The following is a 25,147-nucleotide window of genomic DNA, read 5'->3' on the forward strand; positions in this document are numbered from 1 at the left end:
GGGTGATGATCACTAAAAGTATAAACAATACCAAAATAAATCCTATCGAGCCAACACCATGTCCGAAGCCATAACTCATTTTCAATTCCTCCTTTAGTTTAGTAAATCGTTTATACCGAAAGGGATAAATACGGAGTAGGGCGATTTATGACCACTGTTCAATTTCGACTTGGATATCTATTGCCATATCAGTCTTTCCATGTCGGTATTTCCGTCATTCGGTATATCGGTATATTATGCAGGAGCATCATTCGCGTATGGACACTTATCTCTGGTCATTTGAACTTGGGCGTATGTACATCTTTCTTTTGGGTAATATAAGCCCGAGATTGGAATGTTGGAATAAGTTTGAGAATGTGGAGGTTCTGGAGATGGCGGAACTGACAATGAGACCCGATTTTAAAACGGTAGGTGGGGAGTCTTACGATGTACTATGGAGTGAGGAGTACGTCGGAACATTGTACTTGTTGTACCGAGAGCAAGACCAATTGCAAGGAGCGTTTATTTTAGATCGTGCGGCTGCTGGACGCTACACGGCCTCAACGTTAGCGGAACTTGAGCATAGTGTGGAACGATACGTGCGCCATACAGCAGAGGCGCTCGGTGAAGTGGAAACGGAAGTGCTGTTCATTCAAGGAGAGCTCACAAGAATAGTGATGAGTGACGAGGATAGGCATAGTGATCGATTAGTTGACGTAGACGTAGATGTGGATGATGAGCGCGATGATGCGGGTTTCATTTACGAAGAGGCATTGGAGTATGAACCATTGTTGGATGAGCGTTTACTTACTAGTGGTGCGGCCACGGTGCATATCGTATTGGCGCGCGATGACGGTGATATGTTGCTCTATGATGTATACAGTGAGTCTGCAGGTGCAATCCCCGTTGGGACTGCGACGATAAGCACAGACGGCGAACATTTGTCGGGTTATATCGATTTTCGTGTTCCTGGTACGAACGCAGATCGGGAGTACGTAGCCCGTGAGCTCATGAGTAAGTTGCAAGAGGAACAGACTTTTCAGGCGCTTCATTTGACAATGATGTTTCATAATGAAATTATCGATGAACTGCTGTTACATCTGGAACAGGATTGCGATTGAAATGAAATAACCGCTAGCGACACTTATCTGTTGATAAGCAACGCTAGCGGTTATATGTGAAGGGATTGTCCTATTGACGTAAACCTTTAGGTAAATGATTTTTCAATATGCCATCAACCGCTTTGGCCCAACCGAGGGGTAAACCGTCAACCGTGACAAGTGTCCACCCTTTAGAAACGGTTGCCTCAGCGGGTACGGGCAGCGTTTCGCCACGCAAGTACGCATGCACGGCTTGCTCGTCACGGTCAAGTGACAAATTGACGATCGAGCTTGCGGTGCGGTCAGCATAGCAAGCCAGCGCCAAGGCATGAGCAGGCTCAATGCGGTTCTTGCGTATATGCGCCAAATGCAAGCCTGGTCGCAGTACGCGCAATCCTGCAAGCGAATGCTCATCTTGCAACGTTGCAGCCGTTGCCGAAAGGGGAAGCCAATACAGCTCCTCCCCAAATTGGACGGGCGTGCCGAGTGCAGGCAGACTAAAGCCTGGCAATGCCTCCTTAGCCCACTGTTGAAAATCTGCGAGCGCAGTTTTGGCAGACGATTGAGCAGCATGCTGCTTAGCATTATGCTTCTTTAGGGGGCCACCGTATCCACCAGACCGCTTGCCACGTCCTTGACGTTGTTCTTTCCGCTGTTCCTGACGCTGGTCTTGATGCTGTCCTAGGCGTCGATCTTGTGAATGGCCAGCTAAATGGCTAGTTACTTGGCCATCGGCCATATACCGTGCATCTGATGTGCTTGCAATGGACGAGCTTCCAGAGCTGTCATTCGCATCGACCTCATGAAGCGCTGCTTCTTCCTTGCGAAGCACGGCTACGAAATGGCCCTCGCCCTGATGATGCTGCGGCCAGATGCGCTCCGTCTTCACAAGACGGAAATGAGGATACGTACTCAACCAGCGCTCGATGATTTGCTCATTTTCTTCCAAGTTGAATGTGCAAGTGGAATAAGCAATCGTACCACCTACCCGCAGCATCGTGACTGCGGCTTGAATAATGTCCCATTGTCTCGTTGCACACATCGTTACATGCTGCGGCGACCATTCTGAGATCGCACCCTCATCTTTGCGGAACATGCCTTCGCCTGAGCATGGGGCATCCAGCATAATGCGGTCAAACGTCAGCGGAAAACGTGCTGCTAAGTCGTGCGGGTCAGCGCTCGTTACAATGGCGTTCGCAATGCCCATACGCTCAATGTTCTCAGCTAGTATCTTGGCACGCTGCGGATGAATTTCGTTGCTAACAAGCACACCTTGTCCACGCATTCTGCCAGCAATCTGAGTAGACTTCCCGCCTGGTGCGGCTGCAAGGTCAAGAATCGTTTCGCCAGGCTGCGGGTCCAACAGCGCGACCGCAGACATGGCCGAAGGTTCTTGAATATAGTATAGGCCTGCGGCGTGATAAGGGTGCTTGCCTGGCCGTGTCGATTCATCGTAGTAATAGCCTTCTTCACACCATGGTACAGGTGTAAGTTGAAATGGTTGCATGATGCGCTCGCGTGCTGCTGTACGCTGCTCCCATTTTAAAGGGTGTACGCGCAAGCCGAATGTGCGCGGTTCATTATAGCTTTGCAGGAAGGCGTTTGCTTCTTCGCCAAGCATTTCTGTCATTTGCTGAATATAACTTTCGGGCAAATGAGAGCGGTTCTGTGTCATGATGCAGCTCCTTACTTTTTACATAATGATATGCCTCTTAGTTTACCGGAGAGCTACGGTTTCTTGCAACAAACTGTACAAGGTGACAATAATGTAATGTTCAAAAGTGAAACGATAAGCTTAAATATAACGTATCATGTAGGGCAATTAAGATAGGAGGGAGCGACGAACGATGAGTGAAATTGTAGTAGAACTAAAAAATGTCACGAAAAAGATCGGCAATAAATTAATCGTCGACAATTTATCGTTCAATGTCCGCCGCGGTGAAGTATACGGCTTTTTAGGCCCGAACGGAGCGGGAAAGACAACAACGATACGGATGATCGTTGGCTTGATGTCCATGACAGCAGGAGAAGTTAAAGTTGAGGGTCACAACATCCTAACAGAACGCGCCAAAGCGATGGCGCACGTAGGGGCGATTGTAGAAAATCCTGAACTATACAAATTTATGAGCGGACGGAAAAACTTAATTCATTTTGCGCGGATGAGCACGTCTCCGATTAGCGAGCAGCGGATTGATGAGATCGTAAGGCTTGTCGAATTGGAAAATGCGATTGATAAAAAAGTAAAAGGCTATTCGCTCGGCATGCGCCAGCGACTTGGCATTGCGCAGGCGCTGCTGCATAATCCGTCTATCCTCATTTTGGACGAGCCGACGAACGGATTGGACCCTGCTGGTATTCGTCAAATGCGCGATTACTTACGCCGTCTGGCCAAGGAAGAAAATATTGCGGTACTCGTTTCAAGCCATTTGCTGTCTGAAATTGAATTGATGTGTGATCGCGTTCTTATTATCCAGAACGGCAAATTTGTGGGCGAACATGCGATTCACCTGCAAGGAGAAGAGTCGCAGATTGCAGTTACAACGATGCAGTTCGTTGTCAACAATAGCGAGCAAGCCGCAGCCGCATTGCATGATACGGCGTGGAAAGCTCAAATCGTGACGTCTGAGCAATTGTCCGTCGAGCTAGCTAAAGAGGATGTACCGAAAGTCATTGAGCAGCTCGTACGTGCAGGTATCAGCTTGTATGAAGTTCGCTCCGTAGCACCGACACTTGAGGATACATTCTTGTCGATGACGAAAGGAGGACGAATCGAATGAGTTATTTTTCCGGATTAGTGCAAAACGAATGGATGAAAATCAATAGTAAGAAGCAATTGCCGTTATTTCTTGCTTTTCTATTTGCTATCTTTTTGTTGATAATCGTTGTGCTGCGTTATTTCGCCGAAGACACGGGCTATTTTATGGATACGGCTGTTCTTACGGTTAATTTAGGCGCGCTCTTTATGACGTATTACTTTATTGCATCTACAGCGCAGACGGTTACCGATGAGTATAAAGATGGAACGATTAAGCAGCTACTCATACGACCAGCTGGTCGTACAACGGTGCTTATGTCTAAACTAGTCAATCAATTGTTAGTCCTTGTTGTAGTAAGTGTGGCAGTGCTTGTGTTCGCGTTATTGTTAGGGGCGATCTTTTTCTCCTTAACAGCAAAAGGTGATTCGACTACGCTCACATCTCTTATTGAGATTGTGATTTATCGTTGGGTGGGAACCTTATTTTACGGGACAATGGCATTTATGCTCGCCGTCCTTACACGGAGTGTCGGAATTTCCATTTCGGTTCCATTCCTGCTTTCTTCCATTATAGATGGAATCGCTTCGATGGGGCTGCAACGATATAGCTGGTACAAGTTCACGTACTTTCCACATTTGGATTGGAAAATATACGCTGATGGGGGCGCGCCCTATGATGGCGCAACATTGAGCTTTAGTATTTTCATGTATGCCGTCTATATGATTGTGATGTTAGCGATCGCGATATGGGTGTTCAAAAAACGCGACGTGCAATAGTTGTGCAATAGCTGTGCATAACGGCGTAATAACCGTGCAATTACGGCACAATATCCGTGCAATCAATAACGGGTGCCATCACAGCGCATATAAAATAAGCCTTCTCCCAGAAATAACGCTAACATGCGTTGTAGGGAGAAGGCTTTCCTTTTTTAAGACAGAGACTTTCGCTTGGCGCGAGATTTACGTGGCGGAAGATTTTTTTCCTCACTGCTAATCGTAGCATTTTCATCGGTCACACCTTTATGATCTTTACGTGCAGCGTGCTCGCTTGTATCGTCGCTACTGTTCATTTTTTTAAAGGATGTCACTCGATTCTTGCCGCTCGTCTTCGAGAAGTACATCGCCTGATCGGATTGACGTACAAGCTCATCGATCGATAGTTTGTGATGCCATGTGCTGTAGCCTACACTAATCGTTACTTGTGCTTCCAACTCCACACGTTTACGGATTTGTTCAGCAATTCGGGCAACAGCTTCGTCAGCGTCAACAATGACCGCTACAAGCTCCTCTCCGCCAAATCGCCCAGGTATGCCGTAGTCTTCGACTTCTTCTTTTATAATGTTCGACACGTGTTTTAACACATCATCTGCATGATCATGACCATACGTATCGTTTAATTTTTTGAAATTATCAATGTCACAAAAAATAAACGAAAGACGCATCCCTTTTTGGACATATTGCTGCATCGTATGGAGTACATAACGACGATTGTATAGCTGTGTAAGCCCGTCTGTAATCGAAGATCGATATGTAACTTGCAAATGCTCCACAATTCGTTCAAAGAGGATAAAAAAGAGCAATGTATAGTATATAAGTGGCATAAGATGCTCAAGAACGATCAATTCGGCTTGCTGCCCGCCGAACAGCATCCAATTGATGGTGACAAGGAGCAACGTTAAAAAATGAACGATTAGACTAAGCGTATATTTCAAACGTTGGTTAATGCGCGGTGCAATCCATGCATAACATACAATCGTGAGTATGAAGTGATACACGAGGAGCGGCCACGCGCTCCCGAATGCCGTCTTTGCATCTGGTTCAATAATGAAGCACAATAGACTTGCACCGATAATTCCGGCAAATAACAGCCCAAAGCGGGCACGAATTTGGTGCGAGAACCGTTTGTAAAGACGCAGGACAGATAAGTTAACGAGTAAAAAAGAGAGCGTTTGCAGGCAGGCGCGTCCCACACCGATCGCTTGCGGTGCTTCATGAAAAATCAAGCCATCCATTAAATAGATGGCTTTGTCGAGTGCCATTAGCACGAGTGATGCAGAAAGAAGCAAATACGCATTAGATCGCTGACGGGAGTACAATCGCAACGTCATCAGCAGTATAATAAAAGTGATGTAAACCATGCAGGCTGAGGTCAATGCGACCATGTTGCCAACCCCAGACCATGTCATTAAAGGCATATTCATGTTGAGCACTCCATCAGTCAAGTTCTTTACTGAAACATACGTTCTAATATATCATAAACGATGGTAGGCGCAAAGCGTGAGCATTTGAGGAGGGACATACGTGAAAATTTTACAGGCTTTGTTCTTCCCACCCGAGCAACCAGGTGGGGTTTCCTCCATGATTCCTTATATACTGGAACAATTTCGTACGCCGAATTGGGAAATGGACCTATTTTCGCTACCGAAGCGAATTCGTAATAAAGGTCAAGAAGAAGTGGTGTTTAGCACATTTGACTGGACAGAATACGGGGATAGTCCGATTGTGCAAAAATATATTCAAACGTACAAAGATTACGTGTGGTGGACGAAGCTTCGGTTATCGAAACCGTATGACTTAATTCATGCCCATCATCCGATTGCGGGACTCGTGATGAAGCAGTTGTTTCCGGATACGCCCGTCATTATGACGGTGCATTCCAGTTATGAGCGAGAGCTTATTTTGAATGGGAAAATTGCTGAACACGGCCCCGAGCATCGCTTCTTAACCGCGATTTATACGGAGTTGGAAGCACGCGTGGACGAGATGATGACGGTATCGCAATCGTTTAAACAATATTTATCTCACTATGTACATGACGCTGAGGCGATTAAGGTTTTGCCGAACGGCTTCGATGAGAAGCGATTTAAACCGATTGCTCACGATAATGCTGTGCCGCAGCTGATTACAGTATGTCGTCTCGTTCCGGCGAAAGGGCTGGATGTGCTGCTGCAAGCTTGTGCCGAGCTGAAGCGGCGCGGACACACGTACGTTCTGCACATTATCGGGGACGGCCCGATCCGAGAAGAGTTAGAACAAATGGCCAAAGATTTGGGCATTTATGATGAAACGATATTTTACGGATATATGCTTCATCCCGAGGAATTCATGCCGTTTTCGGACATTTTTGTGCTATCGTCAAGGGCAGAGTCATTTGGCTCCGTATTTGCCGAAGCTGCACTTTGCTGGCTGGCGCTCGTAGGCACGGATGTCGGAGGGGTTGCGGAGCAAATTGAAGATGGAACAACGGGCTTGCTCGTGCCGTCCGATCAGCCTATCGCCTTATGTAATGCGCTCGAACGGGTGATGATGGATTCGTCTTTCCGTTATGAGTTGGCCCGCGCAGCTTGGGTAAAGGCGAAACAAACGTACTCCCTGACACGTGTTGTGAACGAATTGAAATGCATGTATGTCCGATATAGACCCTAACAGGTAGCTGTCATCTGGCAACGTTACATGGGTAGGCTGTATATTGTAGGCAAAAGTAGTATATAGGTTAAGCCGCATTCCTGATTAGGGATGCGGCTTTTTATTCGATCTAAGCGTAGTGGCGGGGCCTTTCGGTATCGTTGTTAACATATGAATATGTGTGGCACTGGCGATATCGGGTTCATTGTTGTTGGCATGGAGCAAGGTTGATGCTGCTGGTGGATCTTTTGGCGTAAGTGCAGCATCGAACGGAGTTCTGATGCGAATGAGAAGATACAGCCAAACGAGGCTGAACATCCCGAACAACGGGTAGAGCACTGATACAAGCGAACGAAATCCGAATTGGCTCATCATATAGCAGAACAACATAATCATAAATATAATCAGTTTCTTGTTGAGACGAGTGCGTTGTTGTAATTGCAAGGTAACGCCAAATATATCGGCTAGAAATGTGGTGAATATTTCTGAAAAAATAAGCATCACATAAACGAGTTGAATTGCTAAACCAAGTCCGGAAGCAATATGTCCCATCGGGATATCGAATTGCGTAATACCGGGCATTTGGGCGCTCAAGGCAAAGTGTCCTGCAAGCAGCATACACCCAATAACAACACCGCCAATAATGCCACCTAGCTTAACGACAGTCTTATTTGGCATAGATGCACCTAATGGAACGAGTACCGCTTGCGCCATTGCTAAATTAAATGCCCCATATAAAAAGGGTGCAGTCCAAGCGGCGTACAGCGGTTTATCGGTCGAGAAGGTGAGAAATTGCGAAGCATTAGGCATAGACAACGTGTGGGCAACAATCAGAATTGTAAATAAGATCATGGTCGGTGCTACAATGGAATTCAGATGCAAAATAGCACCCATTCCTCGATTAATAATCCAAAATGACCCCACGAGCGTGAGCAGCAGTCCGGTTTGGTAATGCATATTGAAATGCTCCACAAATACAGCCCCGGCTCCTGCAAGCATAACGCTATTGACGCAAATTATGACGACCATCGTAAACAGACTAACCGTGCTGCCAATACGTTTGCCGAATAAAGCATGATTGACGTCTTCGTAGGAATGAGCCTTAATATGATGGGCCAGTAACATTAATTTCGTACCAAACCATACGAAAATAACGGTTGCTACGATAATCGTGAATGATGCCCACCAACCGTATTGCGTAAAAAATTGCAATATTTCTTGTCCCGTTGCAAAACCAGCACCGACGACAGTGCCTATATACGTAAACGCAATCTGTAGCACGCGGATAGTTTGTTTCAATAGAGGAAGCCTCCTTGTTGCCCACGCTTGTACTTATTACTAAAGCATATGTGGGCGAGGCGATGGACATGACTGTCTATAAAAAGGTGGAGCAGGAGAGTGTTGAAAATGAGGCCATGTTTAGAAGATGATGAAAAGGGCCATCTCGTGTAGTTTTTTTAAAAACTACGCTGAGACAGCCCTTCTTGTATAGTCGATTAGCTTACTGCTTCTTCATGTGGGAATAACTTAACCGATTGAATCCGATTCGTCTTCGGGTCAAGGTCAAGGCGGAGCAACGACTTATCCGTCTTATAACTCCAGACATAATCGGTATCCAGATCTGGCTTACCTAGAACACGTACAGCAGCCGAATCGTTGTCGCCGACCTTTAACTCACTTATTCCCGTCGATATCCCATTGCCGGACACCTCAATGAAGGCGACTTCCCCGTTTGTACTGCATCCGAAGGCGAAGCCATCATACTCCATAACCTCAATGGGGTCGGTATCATCCATCGTATACTTGTCCGTTGGCTCTCCCCAACGCTTAATCACATCTTCACTCGACTCATAAAGAGCGATCCCTTTTAGTTTCGGGTCGTTACGATTCCATGGCTGCCCTTGCTTATCAGCACCAGCTTGTTGTGGCTGTTGTGTTTGATTCGGGGAAGCGATAACGGTCTGTTCATTGTCTTTGTTGGCTGCTTTGTCTTTAGCAGGCTGTTTATGCTCGCTGCTACCTGTTAACGGAAGTTCCGTGTCCGTTGACGTCTTGCTTTCTATAATTGAAGTGCAACCGAGCAGCAAAAATGTCATAAATGTAAATACGATTACAGCATTAATGTGCGGGTAAGTGGCTGGTCGTTGCATCTCCTGTCCCTCCTTCACCGCCACGCGGCGGACTAAGAACATATTACCCTGTCTGTCTGTGGTGAATCAAACGTGAGTATGTATAATGTTGATTAACACGTGCAGGTTTATGTTAGCTGTGCGATTTTTAACAGCTTCTTGTATAGTTAGACGTGGTAATAAGCTAAAGGTTGCACGATGTTGAATGATTTGCCTCCTTTTCTCATTCCGAGCATTTAGCATATAATAAATATTAAGTCAGGAGAGGGGGCGTTGAAATGGTTCAAGAACCTACGGCTCAATACTTGGAACAAAAAGTGACCGAAGCAAAAGTGCATTTTGAGCGCGCGCTCGCATGCAAGCATACAGAATTTGACGATTTGTACCCCTATATGATTGAACACCCACAGTTTTTTTGGTACAAAAGGTATGTTGCTTGGTCTGAACTGTTAACTGTGGTGAAGCTGTGCAATGAGTTAAAGGTCACGTGGGAAGAGCAGTTCACGAGTCAGCAAGTGAACTACATCCAAAAGCGCGTTATGTCTGCAAAAGTGCTCGATTATTGGTTTGAAACGAACGATTCCAAGGAACATGTAGGGTAGAGGTTAAGGTTGTTGAGAATGTTAAGGGTGAGTAGTTGAGAGGTTGGGCTTCGATTAAGGCGCTGTTCTTAGTTGTGAATAGGTATTTGACTCAACTTACACTTGTGTGTTGCGGGACCTGTAGCGGAGGCACAGGTCCCGTTGTCCATATAGATTGGACAACTTAGACAATTCGTAATGCTTGCATTTACGTGCATATATAAATAATGTTATATAATTGGTTTATAAGAAGACATGATGAGAAAGGATGAAGCGGAATGATCAGTGAAGAACAATTGGACGAGTACCGTCTAGCAGGGACGTTTGTACGTGTCGTTCGCGATACGTTGCAAATAAATGATGTCAGAGGTTTCGTCGTCGCATGGGACGATGAGACCGTCATGATTCGGAAGCGTAGTCGCCGTGTCGTAAAGCTGAAACGCATCTATAGCATTCAACCAGCTGCTGAACCGAGAATGCAGCCTGAACACCTGCACCTTGAGGAATTTGAGAAACTTGAGGAACTTGATTCATAGTTCGGATGAGTTAGAAGCTGTATGGTTATCCTAGGTACGTATGAACAATAACGAAAATGATTTGTGATCGCGAATTACTGCGATTTACGAATCGAAGGAGGAAGTTCATGTCGACCCATGATAACAAAGTACAAGCTTATAAACAGGAGATAGCCCACTTGGAAGCAACGCTGCCTGAGGTTGTGCGTGCCTATCATGCCTTCACAGGCACGTGCTTTCATGCAGGAGCATTAGATCAGAAGACGAAGCAGCTTATTGCGCTTGGCATCGGGTTGTTTGCCAACAACGAAGTGTGCACGCTATTTCACGTACGTGAAGCGAAGCAAAAGGGAGCTTCCGAAGCTGAAATCATGGAAGCTGTCGCCGTGGCTTCGGCCATCGGCGGGGGACATGTCCTTTCACAAGGCGTTACGCGGGTGCAGCGCGCTCTAAGTGAAACCTAATGCTTCATTGAAGCGGGAACCCATTATCTCAATTAAAATGAAAAAAATTCAGCATCTATATTGACGTCGGATCATAGGCATGGTAATATAATTCTTGTCGCTAGGTAATGGCGATAACGTAATGAAAGTTACTTATATGATTTGCATTCATGGCGGAATTGGCAGACGCGCTAGATTCAGGTTCTAGTGCCCGCAAGGGCGTGGAGGTTCGAGTCCTCTTGAGTGCACCATACTTATTTAAACGACAACCCTTGTGCAGCAAGGGTTTTTTTGTTGTGCGGGTAACCGTTGCGATGATAGATATAGGATTAGGGAAAAAGTGATTGATTAAACGAAACGAAACGAAACTACCAATTCAAAATATAACTCCCCGATGAGTACGTAGTGTTTCTTTATTGTTGTAAATGGAGCAGCAGCTGAAAGGGGGGCTTTGTATATCTTGTATGTGATGTACAGACATGCAGAAGTGTCGTCGAAGGAAAGAACCCTTACGGCGCTTTATTTTTCCTAGCGATGGCGTTCTTATTTAAACGCTGGTTTCTCCGTAATCGCCTGCAATCATCGGAGCAGGTTTTTGTTAAGGCGTGTCCTTCTGTTATTTTATTACCGCACCAATCGCACATCGGTCGATGTAATCGATTCTTCATGTTGAGGGCTTTACTAATTGCCTCTTTATTCGCATGATAAAATACAAACCTACGACGCGCGTCATGCTCTACATAATGAAACGGTTGACAGTCCTGACAGAACCGCTGAGCTGGGCCATAAACGGTATAGTTGCAGCCACATCGCTCACACCGATCTATACCGCCGAGCGTTCGAGCGATACCCTCGCGGATGTTCTGTAAGTGCCTCTCTTTATTTTCTCGCCTTACACTTATTTTGCAGGCAGGGCAGTATTGTGCCCGATGGTCTCCATTAAATATTCCGCTGCACCGTCTACAATTAAGCCGTTTTATCATTCTTGTTTCCTCTCCATATGTATTTCTCGATATTTTCACGAGATATTGTCCAGGTGATGAATATCATAGCTGATATATCACCTTTTTTTGAGCGAACATTTGCGAACATGACCTAAATTGTTGAAAAAATTACGGAAGATTAAGATGTTTACAACTAACCTTATCAACGCTATGATCTATCTCGGCTATTGAATAATTGAAGTGCTTAAGGCACTATTAGCTTGAGGTGTTTGCATCGAGCGACATTTTAGAGCAAATACTGTGAGTTCAGGCGTAGCAAGGGAATTCAGCGTTTTTTTAAAAACTAAATTTTCCTTACTAGAGGTTTGATGCAAAACGGAGATTTGGAGTATAGTATGAATGTAGACATAGCAAGGGCTGAGAGCTTGTAGCAACACAGGGTTTTATATGAACGTAGTGGGTTATAAAGGTATTTAACATAATCAGATATATCCAAAATCACAAGTTTTATATGAACGTAGTGGGTTATAAAGTGCTGTGTGTCTATGATGACGCCATTGACAGAGCCTTCGGGTTTTATATGAACGTAGTGGGTTATAAAGTCGATAGTCTGTCCGGTTGCTTTTAGTGTACGTATAAGTTTTATATGAACGTAGTGGGTTATAAAGAGTCCAGCGATAAGCGAGTTCATACCATCCCAAAATGGTTTTATATGAACGTAGTGGGTTATAAAGAGAGAATCAAATAAAGAAGGAAACTGAATCAATGAAGTTTTATATGAACGTAGTGGGTTATAAAGTTGGAAGCAAGCCACACACGGCTATCCAATCCGTAGTTTTATATGAACGTAGTGGGTTATAAAGTATTCTCCCAGTAGACCGTCAACGCTAAATGACAGGTTTTATATGAACGTAGTGGGTTATAAAGCATCAAGGGAGTATTTGACGCCGCAAACGGAGTGTTGTGGTTTTATATGAACGTAGTGGGTTATAAAGATTGAGATGGAATGTGTGGTAATGGCCGACGATCCGTTTTATATGAACGTAGTGGGTTATAAAGGATCTTAGATGCTAGCGATGCCCACGATTCATCGACGTTTTATATGAACGTAGTGGGTTATAAAGTTGTTCCGAAGAACTTTCCTTACGGCAGATACAGCGGTTTTATATGAACGTAGTGGGTTATAAAGCCATTTCCAGTGCTTCGAAAATACTAATTGCATGATCGAGTTTTATATGAACGTAGTGGGTTATAAAGTTTGTAACATGTAAATAAATTCGTTTTGTTATTTCGTTTTATATGAACGTAGTGGGTTATAAAGTTTGTTTATGATCGAGACTGTTATTGACGAAGTAATGTTTTATATGAACGTAGTGGGTTATAAAGGTCGGATATCACGCATCGTCACGTAACGGTCACGCTCCCGTTTTATATGAACGTAGTGGGTTATAAAGTCGTGTATGCGGAGCTTTTATCGTTAGTGACTTGCGGTTTTATATGAACGTAGTGGGTTATAAAGGCTCTTTCAGCAAATTTACTTCTCCTTGTGTGTGAGTTTTATATGAACGTAGTGGGTTATAAAGTGGAATCATTCATTGAATTTCGCAAGAAGATTAAAGTTTTATATGAACGTAGTGGGTTATAAAGACTGTAACCCTGTATTGTAGACACTGTGCCGACGCAAAGTTTTATATGAACGTAGTGGGTTATAAAGTGTAGAGTAAGCTTTGCAACGCCTAATGATTTTTTCTGTTTTATATGAACGTAGTGGGTTATAAAGAATATTGATCGCTGGATGCGTGGGATTGGCTTTTCAGTTTTATATGAACGTAGTGGGTTATAAAGTCATACCCAAATCCGGATCGAGGCAGCGTACCGTGTCGTTTTATATGAACGTAGTGGGTTATAAAGTGGAACGAGTGCCTCGATCACACGAATAAAAAAGCCGTTTTATATCAACGTATTGAATTATTAAGGAATATGCTAAAAGAGATACAGTGCGATAACGGAAGTTTTTATATGGAAATATAAGGATATAGTGTATTGATGCTAACTATAGTGATTTCCAGTAATATATTTTATAGGACCGTAACGGAGTGAAAAATGAGTTGCGTAATCGTTTTAGTTTTTAAAGTAGCCTAGTTGTATAACTGTAGTTGTCTATAAAGAATTGTGGCCTCATCCAAAAAATATACTTTTATATTGAACAAGGTGAGAGTATAAATTTGAGACAGTTTTGAATTATTAAGTAGCCCATAGGGCTTCTTTTTTTGAAGAAACTCTAATCGCCCGTAACGTTCAGATAATATATAGCCAATATATTAAATTTATAACCCATGAAATGTTCAGATAAAAAATGTTTCTCAAACATGTAGTATCAATATTACAAAAAAAAAAATCCTAACACAATGTGAAAATTGTATTTACAAATTAAAAGAGGTTATCTATTATAGTCAATATATTAAAGGATAAATAAGGAAAGGGGTCAACGATGAGGTTAAATGTCAGCTTTCAAGTAGAGCGTCTCCCAATTAGTTATCGCATGTTGGTCGTATCTATTATTAAAGAAGCCATTCGCAAAATGGATGAAGCTTATTACCATGAGCTGTACAGTAGTCAGCGAAATCAACCTAAGCCGTTTGGATTTGCGGTCTATTTGCAAAATTATCATCTCATGGAAGATGAGATCGAATTAGAGCGCATGCAAGTGACCATTACATCAGGTGACTATAAATTTATGCTGCTTGTGATGGGCGGACTTCAGCAAATGAAGCATTTTCAGTATAAGCAGTATCGACTTAAGAAGTTAAACATTAAAATGCTCCCGGATATTAAGATTACCTCATCACGTATAATCGTTAGAACTCTATCAGCATTGCATATTGAGAACAAAGAGAAGAAACCACTTGCACCATGGGATGAAGAGTACAATGAACATTTTAACTACGTTACCAACCGCATCTTGAACAGCCTATCGGGTAGAGGATTATATGAGCCTATAAATGTCACACCTATAAAAATGTCAAAGATCATAGTGAAAGAGAGTAACGATGAGTTCTTACAACATGCAGACAGGCAGCGTTCGTATCTTTATTTTACCGCTTATCAGGGAAAAATGCTGTTAGAAGGCCATCCGGCAGATCTACAATGGTTGTTGGATTACTCTGCTGGTCTACGCCGTTCCCAAGGCATGGGCTGCTTGGCCCTAGAGGGTGAGGTGATATAAGTGGATAAGCTTACTCTACCTATGGATGATTATTTATTAGCCATGGGGGGCGTCGGAGTATGGCGCATTTATCAATATGGAAAAAAAGCAGAAATCATAGACGAAAAAGAAAATGTACCTTACGTTATTAAAACGGAAAGCTCCTTGGAAATCGACCCGCAATTTTTACCGTACATTCCTTCATTATTTTTTCATTACATGCTAGATGAGCACTCGATCGCAAAGCGAGAGCAAACACGCCTTAACTATTACTCAACGAGAACGAAAGATTCTGCTATTAAAGATTGGGCACTCGCGGCGAAGCAATCGTTAGACACACAGCTGAAGAAGCTTGAAAAATACTTCCCAAATGACTCCGAAATTACTGAACTTAAATCTCTCTCAACTGAATTAAAATCTCTCTCAACTGAATTAAAATCTTATCAATCCAACGATCAGCGGCAGGAAGCTGAATCGACGATTGAACGCTATTTAAAAATACTAAAAAAAATGGAGTATGATCAGAAGCTTACGCTTAACTATGTTAAAGCTTCTCTAATGGGACCGCTCTATGGCCAAGCTAGCTTCTTGAACGTAGCCAAGAACAGCCTCAACTTAGATGGGCATATCGCTACTTATTTAACAGATTACATTCATCCTGTACAAAGAGATTTGCAAATTCAAGCTGCATTTTGTTCAAATCTTGAAACAAAGGAGCTTCTAGCTATTTTAGATTCAAGTAGTGCATCTGTCCATAAAGGCTGGAAGAAGACGCTGAAAAAATGGGACGGAGATCTTGCTGCTTTTTGGGATGAGCAATTGCGCTGCACATTTGTAGATGAATGGTTTGCAACTGGGAATTTTGAAGAGATGATATTTTCGCCCCTTGGGGTCAGTAAGGCATATAATTTTGCTTGGAATTTGCAAGACAAGCAGCCAGTTCCTATTTCGTCGTGGGTTAAGTTAATTTTATTCCTTGCTCCAGCAGGATTAACTACTTACCGACGTCGGGATCAGAGTGCTACGCCATTGTATCACTCTTTTATGTATTCGGATGGTGACGTTGACGAGATTATTCGCATGAACGACCACCTACGTGAACTAGAGAAGGGAGAAACACTGCCAAGTATACTTTCTAAAGTGTTAAGGCGTGAAGAGAAGAAAGCTAACGTATTCTTACCTGTGCAGTTTATCGAGTTTTCAGCAGATTACCGTAGCAAGAAAACGATTTTGAATTATTTCGACGTTCCTGAGCATATCACACAGTATTTTTATCATGAGCAGTTTGGTGCAAATAAAAAAGGCATAGACGGCATACGCGATATGGCGTTGCGTGAATCATTTTTACGCCTAGTCATGCAATCCATTGATCCTATTCGTATCGTCATGAATCATTTGCGGCTCGCCGTTCGTGAATTTATGAACAATGGCCCTCAAGGACGGACTGGTATATATAGTGCTTGGGTTGCATTTTTGGAAAGGCATCGGATTGAACAGTATAAAAAGAAAGGGGAGAACGAGATGAACTCCGTAAAATCAAAGCAAGTTTGGCTAGTATATAAGCAAGGCCTAGAACTACAAAAGCGGCTAACGAATAAAACGAACACTCGTAAAGAGCAAACCACGGAGCATGTGTCGGGGCCGGAAAAACGACTCGCAGCTATAGCTTATCGTTTGCTCAATGCAGTGAATGCTGGTGATCGTCAACAGTTTTTTAATACGGTAATGCGTTTATATCTACAGGCAGGGATGACAGTTAATTCAATTTTACTCAATGTACATAATGATGAGCAGATGGATTTCCCTACCTTTGGAGGGGCATTTATTACGGGATTGCTCGGTGAAGATTACAATGACAAAGATAAGCAAGTGAATTCCAGCAATGATGACCCTGATAAGGATAATGATGAGGATGAATCTGAAGACGATTAATAAATACGATTAACGAAGGAGTGTATTTAAAATGCCAAGAGCATTAACATTTACAGCAATTTTTCAAGCTCAATCTTTAAACTACGGAGAAGGCATTGGCAACATTTCAGAGTTGAAAAAGTTTCATCGCGGCAATGGTGATATTCATACATTCGCTTCACGGCAAAGTGTACGCTATGACATCGTGCGCATGGGAAATGAACTGTTTGGTTGGAATCTAGACACGGTTGATAACTCAAAGGGTGTTGTTCAATTCCGTAAAGACGTAACGATCGCGGATTCGGTAGAGATGGATTTGTTTGGATATTTGAAGACAGACAAAGAATCACAGAAGCGCCCAGCTGTAGCAAGGTTAAGTCATGCGATAGCTTTGGAACCATATAAGGGCGATATGGAATTTTTAAATAATATGGGGCTTGCGCAGCGTGGAAATGGCAACGAGTCTAAAATGAGTACAAGCTTAGCTAACATTGAACAGCATCATAGCTATTATTCGTATACGATGACAATAGATTTGCAAAGAGTCGGAATTGATGGAAATGTTGAGCTGTCTGCACAGGATCGCTTCGAGCGCGTAGCGCAGTTGCTTGAAATTTTAAAGGTGCTATATCGGGATATTCGTGGTCGTCGTGAAAACTTGAGCCCGCTATTTATTGTTGGGGGAACCTACGAGGTATCGAACCCATTTTTCCTTGGGAGAGTAGGACTTATTAAATCAGGTAAAGAGTTTGGTATTGACTCTCGACAAATTAAATCGGTCATGGATACAACATTTATGGGCGAATCAATTGGTGCTCAAACTAGTGTGGGTCTTGTAGATGGTATCTGGGCAAATGAACCTGAGCTTAGAGATACATTTGGAGAGCAGATATGTTCTGTTGATCAATTTTTTGAAAAAGTAAAACAATCGGTTCAAGCAGTGTATGGGGCGTGATGCAATGAAGGCCCTTCGACTGCAATTGTTTCAAGAGACTGCGTGTTATAAGAAGCCAGCGGCGTTTAAGGTGGGAGAAACATATCCGCTTCCTCCTTATTCAACTGTTAAAGGAATGCTACATGCCTTGCTGGAAGCGACTTCATTAATTCCTATGAAAATAAGTATTCAAGGTAGCTATGAAACGAGAATTACTGATTATCAGACCCACTATTTCGTGAAGAAGTTGGAAACTGGCGAGATACCTTTAGTGCTAGATGGATTGGCGCAACAAATCAAATATGAACATACAACGACAATGCCAATTTACATGCATATGCTGCTTAATGTAGGGTTGATTATCCATGTGCAAGCAGAAGATTCTGTATTGGAATCGATACAGGAAAGCATAAAGCGGGGCGTACCTATCTCTTTAGGACGATGGGAGGACCTCGTTCGCATTGATGAATGCCGTGTTGTAGAGCTGTCTTCTATTCAGAAAAAGAGAATGAGGCTCAACCACAGTATATATGTGCCAGATTCTATTAACCAGGATTACAACTTAACGGGTGTTCCTTACCGATTAAATTGGATATATACCGTTCGACAAGGGATTCGTCAGTGGGAACGAATACAAGCGAAATATGTAGCAGCTGGGCCATATGTTCAAGGGGAGTATTGGTGGACAGACGGAGAAGATTGTGTAGCTTTTCCGCTGGAGATGGGGGATTAGTCTATATGTTTGTTGCAAAAACAAAACCTGTGGAGCAGAGTATTGCGGAGCATACGTCCATGCTTTTGCGTGAGCTAGAGATTTTACGAAGTGCATATGGTAAACGTCTAAAGGAGGCAGATGCCTCCTTCTGGCGTCTATTGGTGATTGCTATCCTTTTTCACGATACCGGCAAAGCGTATACTCCTTTTCAGAATAAAGTAAATAGAGCTTTAGGGAAGTTATTAATTAAAACCTTCCTTGCTGATTATCCGCACAATTATTTATCTGTGGCACTGGTTCCCTTTGACTACTTGAATTTAGACATGGAGGAGCAATTTCTGCTTATAGATGCCATCGGTTTTCACCATGAAGGCCGTTCCCAGATGCCGGAAGAGAATGTGATTTTGCATGCTTATAAGCAAGATATGTACAAAAAGATTCCACAAATTTTTAATCATTTATCGCAAATTCCTGTAGACTTACTCAATGAATTAGACATAAACATCTTTATGAAGGAGCATGATCCCTCACCGTATATTAGTGATCTACAACGAAATCGTTGCTCCAAAAAAAGTGAGCGAAAGTTACGTCAAGATGAGCGTTTATGGCGGCGTCATGTCTTACTGAAGGGACTTCTTCATCGTATCGACCATGCAGCTTCTGCGGGTGTAAGGGTGGAAGAAGGGGAGGATGAGTCACCAGGAGAGGTAGCTTTAAGCTACTTGAATAACCAGTACAAAGTGCTTCGACCTGTACAGTTATTCGCCTTAGAGAACCGTAATAAAAATATCATCTGCGCAAGTTCAGTTGGGACAGGTAAGACAGAGGCTGCATTGTTGTGGATAGGAACAGATAAATCGTTTTTTACACTCCCGTTAAGAGTCAGTTTGAATGCCATGTTTACACGTTTCCAAAGAGAAGGGGAGATTAACCTTCAAAGTGTTGGCTTATTGCACTCAACCAGCTATGAAAAGATTGAAGAAGCCGAATATACTGATCATGATTTGACGTATGAAAGCTCTCGACAATTCGCTAAGAAATTAACATTGTCCACGATCGATCAAATTTTAAAGTTCCCGTATTACTATTGTGGGTTTGAAAAAGAACTTGCAACAATGGCATATTCCAAAGTCGTGATAGATGAAATTCAGGCTTATGATCCTAAAATAGCAGCCATGCTTATTTTTGCGTTAGATATGATTTATCGTATTGGTGGACAGTTTATGGTAATGACGGCAACTTTGCCTGCGCTGTATGTTGAAGCCATCGAGAAGCACACTTCTATACCTGTAGAAGAGATTGCTTTTGGAACGTTTACACATGATGTAATTAGACATCGCATAGGGATTAGGGGTACAAGTATTTTTAATGATGTGGAAGAAATTTTTGCAGAAGCGGCGAGTAAAAAAGTACTCGTGATCGTAAATACGGTCGATCAGGCTATTAAGTTTTGGGAGTTCCTTGTGGATCGGGCTCATATTAATGGTGAGTCATGCAGTATTCCAAAGTTGCTTCATGCTCGTTTTACCCAAGAAGATCGAAATGAATTAGAGAAGGAAATACTGGGGTTTGCTCAATCAGGTTGGCATTTGAAAGAGGAAGCGCCTGATCATGGTATTTGGATTACGACGCAAATTGTGGAAGCTTCATTGGATATTGACTTTGATTTGTTATATACAGAAATTTGCTCGTTAGATAGCTTATTTCAACGAATGGGCAGATGTTACCGTGTTCGACTGTACGATGAAAATAAGCCAAATGTTATCGTATTTACAGAGGAATGCAGCGGTATTAGTAGAAGTGGAAAAGGTGGCGTCTATGATCGTGATGTCGTTAAGATTGGATTGGAAATGTTGAATGATTTAGATGGTAAGTGCGTGGATGAGCAAGCTAAAATGTGTTTGGTTGAGAAACTTTATAGTCGTACTGTTTTGAAAGGAACAGCCTATTTAACCGAATTTGATAATGCTATAGATGTATTTAAAAATATGGAGTATTTCAAATTTAGTAAAATTGATGCCCAAAAAATGATGCGTGAAATTGAAACGCAAATGGTTATTCCAGCTGAGTTATGGCCAAAAGTAAGTGAGCTAGTTGAGGAATATCAGTTTGCAAAAGATAAAGAAACAAGACGTAGTATTCGTCGGGAAATTGAAAAAAAGACTGTATCTGTAAGAATGTATTGGCTTTCGCGTAACGGTGGGAAAGGGACGAACCTAACAGAAAAGGGGCTGGAACATATTCAAGTATTAAGCATGGGACAAGCTACTTATTCTAAAGATGAAGCTACAGGATATGGTCCAGGACTTAAACCTGGGGGAGAAACTGCGTTTTTCGATTAACAATCTATCTTACTGGGGTGAGATTCGTTGTCTATTAGAGGTATTGAGATGCATTACTTTGCAATGTGTCATCGTAAACTTTGGTTGTTTAATCGAGGGATTGGATTTGAATTAGAGCATGATCGTGTGATCGAAGGATTGGTGTTGCATGACCAAGCATATTCTCGCTTGACAAAAGAAGTAAGTCTAGATGAATTTACAACTATTGATACGATAGATGGGGACATTGTACGGGAAGTGAAAATATCGAGTCGTATGGAACATGCTGATCGATTACAAATGCTCTATTATCTTTATTTGCTCCGACAACGTGGTATAGAGAAGAAGGGTTTACTTAGCTACCCAAAAGAAAAGAAAACTGTCGGAATTGAACTTGATGCAGAAGGTGAGCAAGAGATAGAGCAAGCTATTAAATCAATTGATTCTCTTCTTAGCGGTAAAGTCCCGAATCTGCGTAAGAAAACGTATTGTAAAAAATGTGCCTACTTTGATTACTGTTTTGTTGGTGAAGAGGAGGATGCTGTATGAAAAGAGACGTATTCATGATGTCTGGAGGCAGATTGAAACGAAAAGATAATACTCTTTACTTTGTTAATGAAGAGGGATTATCTCGACCACTTCCTATTGAGCAAACAGATAATATACATATCTTTGGTCAAGTGGATATGAATAGTTCTATGCTTCATCTTTTGTCCTCACATGGTGTTCAACTGCATCTATATAATTATTACGGATTCTATGATGGATCTTTTGTCCCTCGGAAAAAACAAGTATCTGGGTTTACTGTGGTTCAACAAAGTTCACATGTATGGGATAATGAAAAAAGGATGTATATAGCACGACAGTTTATACAATCCGCAGTTCATCATATGCAGCGTAATATACGTAAGTATGGTGCTGAAGAAGAAGTATCAAGTTACATCGGAACATTATCTGCACATGCAGCCTTATTGGATGAAGCACGTTCTATCCCGCAGTTAATGGGAATTGAAGGGCAGTGTAGGCAAGTATATTACGGATCATTTAATTGCATGTTAAAAGGGGGATGGAAGTGGGAATATCGTTCTAAGCGCCCACCACATGATCCTATTAACGCAATGATATCATTTGGAAATAGTATTATGTATACTGCTGTCTTATCAGAGATTTATAAGACAGTGCTTGATCCTACGATCAGCTTTTTGCATGAATCATCTAGTAAAAGGTATTCTTTATGTCTTGATATAGCTGAAATATTCAAACCATTAATCACTGATTCTATTATTTTTAACCTTATTAACAACCGCCGAATTCAGGAAAAGCATTTTGATCAAGAAGATGGATTAGTATATTTAAGTGATGAAGGTCGTAAGCGATTTTTAGCTGCATTCGATGAGAAAATGAAAAGTACTTTTAAGCATCGCCAGTTGAAGAGAAACGTATCCTATCGATACCTAATTCGCCTTGAGGCTTATAAACTGATTAAACATATGATAGGGGATACTGTATACAAGCCCTTTAAGGCGTGGTGGTAAAGATGTTTGTTATTATTACGTATGACGTAGGTGAAAAGCGAGTCGGTAAGGTGTGCAAAAAACTAAGAGAGTACTTAGATTGGACGCAAAACTCTGTATTTGAAGGAGAAATCACCAAAGGAAAGTTAACACGCTGTTTGGCTGAACTGAAGAAATTGACTACTGATGATGATTCCATCTATATTTATAAAGTGGAAAATCCTAAAGCTATAGAGAAAATAGTTTACGGCAAAGATCGTTCCTTTGAACAACTATTTTTTTGAAGTTTGCATCAAACGATTTTTTGAGTGTTTGCCATGAAGTCCTTACCAGTACTGGGCTCGGAGTACTTTTTTCTATTTTTCAATTTGCACGATTAGAGGTTCGATGCAAAACGGCTTATTTTTTTGATGTTTAAAGGCTCAAAAACCCTTGATATATCAAGGGTTTTTGGGTTTAAGCTTACGGGGTTTTATATGAACGTAGTGGGTTATAAAGCGATGATATTGGGGCTGAGAAAGTGAAAAAAGAGGAAGGTTTTATATGAACGTAGTGGGTTATAAAGCCAGTCATCTCACCCCATGCCTGCTGCTCAGGCTGGTTTTATATGAACGTAGTGGGTTATAAAGGAAGTAGTTGGACTATATAAAGATGCTGAAATCAAGTTTTATATGAACGTAGTGGGTTATAAAGATAAAATGATGTACTCGTTGGTAATCTTGAAGCTGGTTTTATATGAACGTAGTGGGTTATAAAGCTCGTCCGTCCTACGACAACCCGCTTTGACTTCGAGCGCGTTTTATATGAACGTAGTGGGTTATAAAGATGGATTAACATGGAAGCTATGTAGATACACAATTGTTGTTTTATATGAACGTAGTGGGTTATAAAGTAGAGCTTGAAAGCTTGCATCCATTGCTGCGCATCGGTTTTATATGAACGTAGTGGGTTATAAAGTTTGTGTTATACACCAGGGCGTAGACTTGTGTTGGCCCAGTTTTATATGAACGTAGTGGGTTATAAAGATTTTAGTCGCAGACTCCGTTGTATCTGATATAGCAGTTTTATATGAACGTAGTGGGTTATAAAGAGCAGCTCCGGACCTATCTTGTCAGCATTCTTGCTGTTTTATATGAACGTAGTGGGTTATAAAGTTTGAAATTTTTAGCCATTGCCTCCACTCCACTTTCGGTTTTATATGAACGTAGTGGGTTATAAAGGTCGCTTTAACCCCAGAAGGTTTTGTATCGCTTGTCGGTTTTATATGAACGTAGTGGGTTATAAAGTGTTGAGAATCTCGGCGAATTGATCGAGGGTGGCAAAGGTTTTATATGAACGTAGTGGGTTATAAAGGTATATCCGGCTTGTTGGTGTCCGTGTCTCTTGTTGGTTTTATATGAACGTAGTGGGTTATAAAGCCATGTGACATCCGCGGGCAACGACTGAAGGCACCGAGTTTTATATGAACGTAGTGGGTTATAAAGAAAGGTAATTCAAACGCTGTGACACACGGTTTCTTCGTTTTATATGAACGTAGTGGGTTATAAAGTACACATATGTAAAGAGGCAGAGGCATTGCGCTCTGGTTTTATATGAACGTAGTGGGTTATAAAGGGAGATGGGGAACTAACGGCCACGTCAGCTATAGCAGTTTTATATGAACGTAGTGGGTTATAAAGTCGGACATCGGAGCTGCTACGCCAGCGGAAGCTGCGTGTTTTATATGAACGTAGTGGGTTATAAAGTTTATCTCGTCTAACGCTCGTTGCCCGCTCTTATCGGTTTTATATGAACGTAGTGGGTTATAAAGTTGCCAAACTGTTCGAGCCACGCTTCCCAATGTTCGGGTTTTATATGAACGTAGTGGGTTATAAAGTATTCCCTGATGGATATATCGTATGGTGATAATGGAAGTTTTATATGAACGTAGTGGGTTATAAAGTATTCCCTGATGGATATATCGTATGGTGATAATGGAAGTTTTATATGAACGTAGTGGGTTATAAAGTCTTTTTGCCTAATCTGATAAACGAACGGGATGGAGTTTTATATGAACGTAGTGGGTTATAAAGTTGGCACGTGTTGACGCTGTCACTGCTGGCGATGTGGTTTTATATGAACGTAGTGGGTTATAAAGTGATATTCTATACTTCGGATATGGCGGAACGGTTGAGCGTTTTATATGAACGTAGTGGGTTATAAAGACACTATATAGGTTAGCTAACGGGGTGAAATGTAAGTAGTTTTATATGAACGTAGTGGGTTATAAAGACCATTGTATCTATCGGATCGCTTGCGGATGTCGGTACGTTTTATATGAACGTAGTGGGTTATAAAGTTGATTCTCTCCGTAGAACACGAACTCTCCTGCCCGAAGTTTTATATGAACGTAGTGGGTTATAAAGATCAATAGGTGTTACTGATAGACTATCCCCGTAGTAAGTTTTATATGAACGTAGTGGGTTATAAAGTCCAATCCGGCGCGTAGGTGTAAGAGCCGTCAAGCTGTTTTATATGAACGTAGTGGGTTATAAAGATTACCCAAAAACATTGACCGAAAAATGGCGAGACTTGTTTTATATGAACGTAGTGGGTTATAAAGTTTGTAGTTGTGTATCTGCCTTGATTTGTTCAACTTCGTTTTATATGAACGTAGTGGGTTATAAAGTTCAGGAGGTGTGGGTGCTGCCATACGT

At 42.1% G+C, this 25,147-nt stretch carries 19 protein-coding genes, 1 tRNA gene and 2 CRISPR repeat arrays (1 of these 22 only partly in view); of the genes, 16 read left to right on the top strand and 4 right to left on the bottom strand.

What is annotated here, in order from left to right:
• Positions 1-371 precede the first annotated feature (371 nt).
• Positions 372-1,100 carry a hypothetical protein gene (locus KIK04_RS18595; protein WP_232275080.1) on the top strand — a complete coding sequence of 243 codons (729 nt, stop codon included), beginning with the start codon at positions 372-374 and terminating at the stop codon, positions 1,098-1,100.
• 70 nt (positions 1,101-1,170) lie between these two features.
• On the opposite strand, the gene KIK04_RS18600 is transcribed toward KIK04_RS18595, so the two are convergent.
• A complete protein-coding gene (locus KIK04_RS18600; protein ID WP_232275081.1) occupies positions 1,171-2,754 on the bottom strand; it encodes an RsmB/NOP family class I SAM-dependent RNA methyltransferase in 1,584 nt (527 codons plus the stop codon).
• Positions 2,755-2,926: 172 nt separating this feature from the next.
• Between KIK04_RS18600 and KIK04_RS18605 the strand changes: the two genes are divergently transcribed.
• Both KIK04_RS18605 and KIK04_RS18610 read left to right on the top strand, forming a co-directional pair.
• Positions 2,927-3,856 (top strand): ABC transporter ATP-binding protein, encoded by a 930-nt coding sequence (locus KIK04_RS18605; RefSeq protein WP_232275082.1) that lies wholly within the window; start codon positions 2,927-2,929, stop codon positions 3,854-3,856.
• A complete protein-coding gene (locus KIK04_RS18610; RefSeq protein WP_232275083.1) occupies positions 3,853-4,611 on the top strand; it encodes a DUF2705 family protein in 759 nt (252 codons plus the stop codon). The genes KIK04_RS18605 and KIK04_RS18610 overlap by 4 nt, the downstream gene beginning before the upstream one ends.
• A 152-nt stretch (positions 4,612-4,763) precedes the next feature.
• On the opposite strand, the gene KIK04_RS18615 is transcribed toward KIK04_RS18610, so the two are convergent.
• Positions 4,764-6,035, bottom strand: coding sequence for a GGDEF domain-containing protein (locus tag KIK04_RS18615; protein ID WP_232275084.1), 1,272 nt, complete (start codon positions 6,033-6,035; stop codon positions 4,764-4,766).
• A gap of 100 nt (positions 6,036-6,135) precedes the next feature.
• Between KIK04_RS18615 and KIK04_RS18620 the strand changes: the two genes are divergently transcribed.
• Positions 6,136-7,260, top strand: coding sequence for a glycosyltransferase family 4 protein (locus KIK04_RS18620; protein ID WP_232275085.1), 1,125 nt, complete (start codon positions 6,136-6,138; stop codon positions 7,258-7,260).
• Between the two features lie 84 nt (positions 7,261-7,344).
• Here KIK04_RS18620 and KIK04_RS18625 read toward each other — a convergent pair whose 3' ends face one another.
• Positions 7,345-8,538, bottom strand: a complete 1,194-nt coding sequence (locus KIK04_RS18625; protein WP_232275086.1) for a YkvI family membrane protein — start codon at positions 8,536-8,538, stop codon at positions 7,345-7,347.
• Between the two features lie 197 nt (positions 8,539-8,735).
• Entirely contained in the window at positions 8,736-9,389 is a 654-nt protein-coding gene (locus tag KIK04_RS18630) for a DNA uptake lipoprotein (protein ID WP_232275087.1), read from the bottom strand.
• A 257-nt stretch (positions 9,390-9,646) separates the two neighbouring features.
• On the opposite strand from KIK04_RS18630, the gene KIK04_RS18635 reads away from it, so the two are divergent.
• The 12 genes from KIK04_RS18635 (at position 9,647) to cas2 (ending at position 22,735) form a co-directional block, all read left to right on the top strand.
• The gene (locus KIK04_RS18635; RefSeq protein WP_232275088.1) at positions 9,647-9,970 is read left to right on the top strand and encodes a hypothetical protein; all 324 of its coding nucleotides are present in this window, start codon (positions 9,647-9,649) and stop codon (positions 9,968-9,970) included.
• A gap of 257 nt (positions 9,971-10,227) precedes the next feature.
• On the top strand, positions 10,228-10,485 hold the full coding sequence (locus KIK04_RS18640) for a hypothetical protein (RefSeq protein WP_232275089.1): 258 nt from the start codon (positions 10,228-10,230) through the stop codon (positions 10,483-10,485).
• 107 nt (positions 10,486-10,592) lie between these two features.
• The gene (locus KIK04_RS18645) at positions 10,593-10,928 is read left to right on the top strand and encodes a carboxymuconolactone decarboxylase family protein (RefSeq protein ID WP_232275090.1); all 336 of its coding nucleotides are present in this window, start codon (positions 10,593-10,595) and stop codon (positions 10,926-10,928) included.
• A 143-nt stretch (positions 10,929-11,071) separates the two neighbouring features.
• Positions 11,072-11,158 (top strand) — tRNA-Leu (locus tag KIK04_RS18650).
• Positions 11,159-12,291: 1,133 nt separating this feature from the next.
• Positions 12,292-13,827: a CRISPR direct-repeat array (repeat unit 29 nt; unit sequence GTTTTATATGAACGTAGTGGGTTATAAAG).
• 515 nt (positions 13,828-14,342) lie between these two features.
• Entirely contained in the window at positions 14,343-15,077 is a 735-nt protein-coding gene (cas6, locus tag KIK04_RS18655) for a CRISPR-associated endoribonuclease Cas6 (protein WP_232275091.1), read from the top strand.
• Positions 15,078-16,988: a type I-B CRISPR-associated protein Cas8b1/Cst1 gene (cas8a1, locus tag KIK04_RS18660; protein WP_232275092.1), complete on the top strand. Its 1,911-nt coding sequence runs from the start codon at positions 15,078-15,080 to the stop codon at positions 16,986-16,988. It abuts the gene before it with no gap.
• 31 nt (positions 16,989-17,019) lie between these two features.
• Positions 17,020-17,922 (top strand): type I-B CRISPR-associated protein Cas7/Cst2/DevR, encoded by a 903-nt coding sequence (cas7i, locus tag KIK04_RS18665; protein ID WP_232275093.1) that lies wholly within the window; start codon positions 17,020-17,022, stop codon positions 17,920-17,922.
• Positions 17,923-17,926: 4 nt separating this feature from the next.
• The gene (gene cas5b / locus KIK04_RS18670) at positions 17,927-18,634 is read left to right on the top strand and encodes a type I-B CRISPR-associated protein Cas5b (RefSeq protein WP_232275094.1); all 708 of its coding nucleotides are present in this window, start codon (positions 17,927-17,929) and stop codon (positions 18,632-18,634) included.
• Between the two features lie 5 nt (positions 18,635-18,639).
• Positions 18,640-20,958 carry a CRISPR-associated helicase Cas3' gene (gene cas3 / locus KIK04_RS18675; protein ID WP_232275095.1) on the top strand — a complete coding sequence of 773 codons (2,319 nt, stop codon included), beginning with the start codon at positions 18,640-18,642 and terminating at the stop codon, positions 20,956-20,958.
• 27 nt (positions 20,959-20,985) lie between these two features.
• Positions 20,986-21,486 carry a CRISPR-associated protein Cas4 gene (gene cas4 / locus KIK04_RS18680; RefSeq protein ID WP_232275096.1) on the top strand — a complete coding sequence of 167 codons (501 nt, stop codon included), beginning with the start codon at positions 20,986-20,988 and terminating at the stop codon, positions 21,484-21,486.
• Positions 21,483-22,472: a type I-B CRISPR-associated endonuclease Cas1b gene (cas1b, locus tag KIK04_RS18685; protein WP_232275097.1), complete on the top strand. Its 990-nt coding sequence runs from the start codon at positions 21,483-21,485 to the stop codon at positions 22,470-22,472. The genes cas4 and cas1b overlap by 4 nt, the downstream gene beginning before the upstream one ends.
• Positions 22,473-22,474: 2 nt before the next feature.
• Entirely contained in the window at positions 22,475-22,735 is a 261-nt protein-coding gene (gene cas2 / locus KIK04_RS18690) for a CRISPR-associated endonuclease Cas2 (protein WP_232275098.1), read from the top strand.
• Positions 22,736-22,920: 185 nt separating this feature from the next.
• A CRISPR array of direct repeats spans positions 22,921-25,147; the repeat unit is 29 nt; unit sequence GTTTTATATGAACGTAGTGGGTTATAAAG; it runs 103 nt beyond the window's last position.

The organism is Paenibacillus sp. 481, assembly GCF_021223605.1.
Taxonomy (GTDB): Bacteria; Bacillota; Bacilli; order Paenibacillales; family Paenibacillaceae; genus Paenibacillus_B.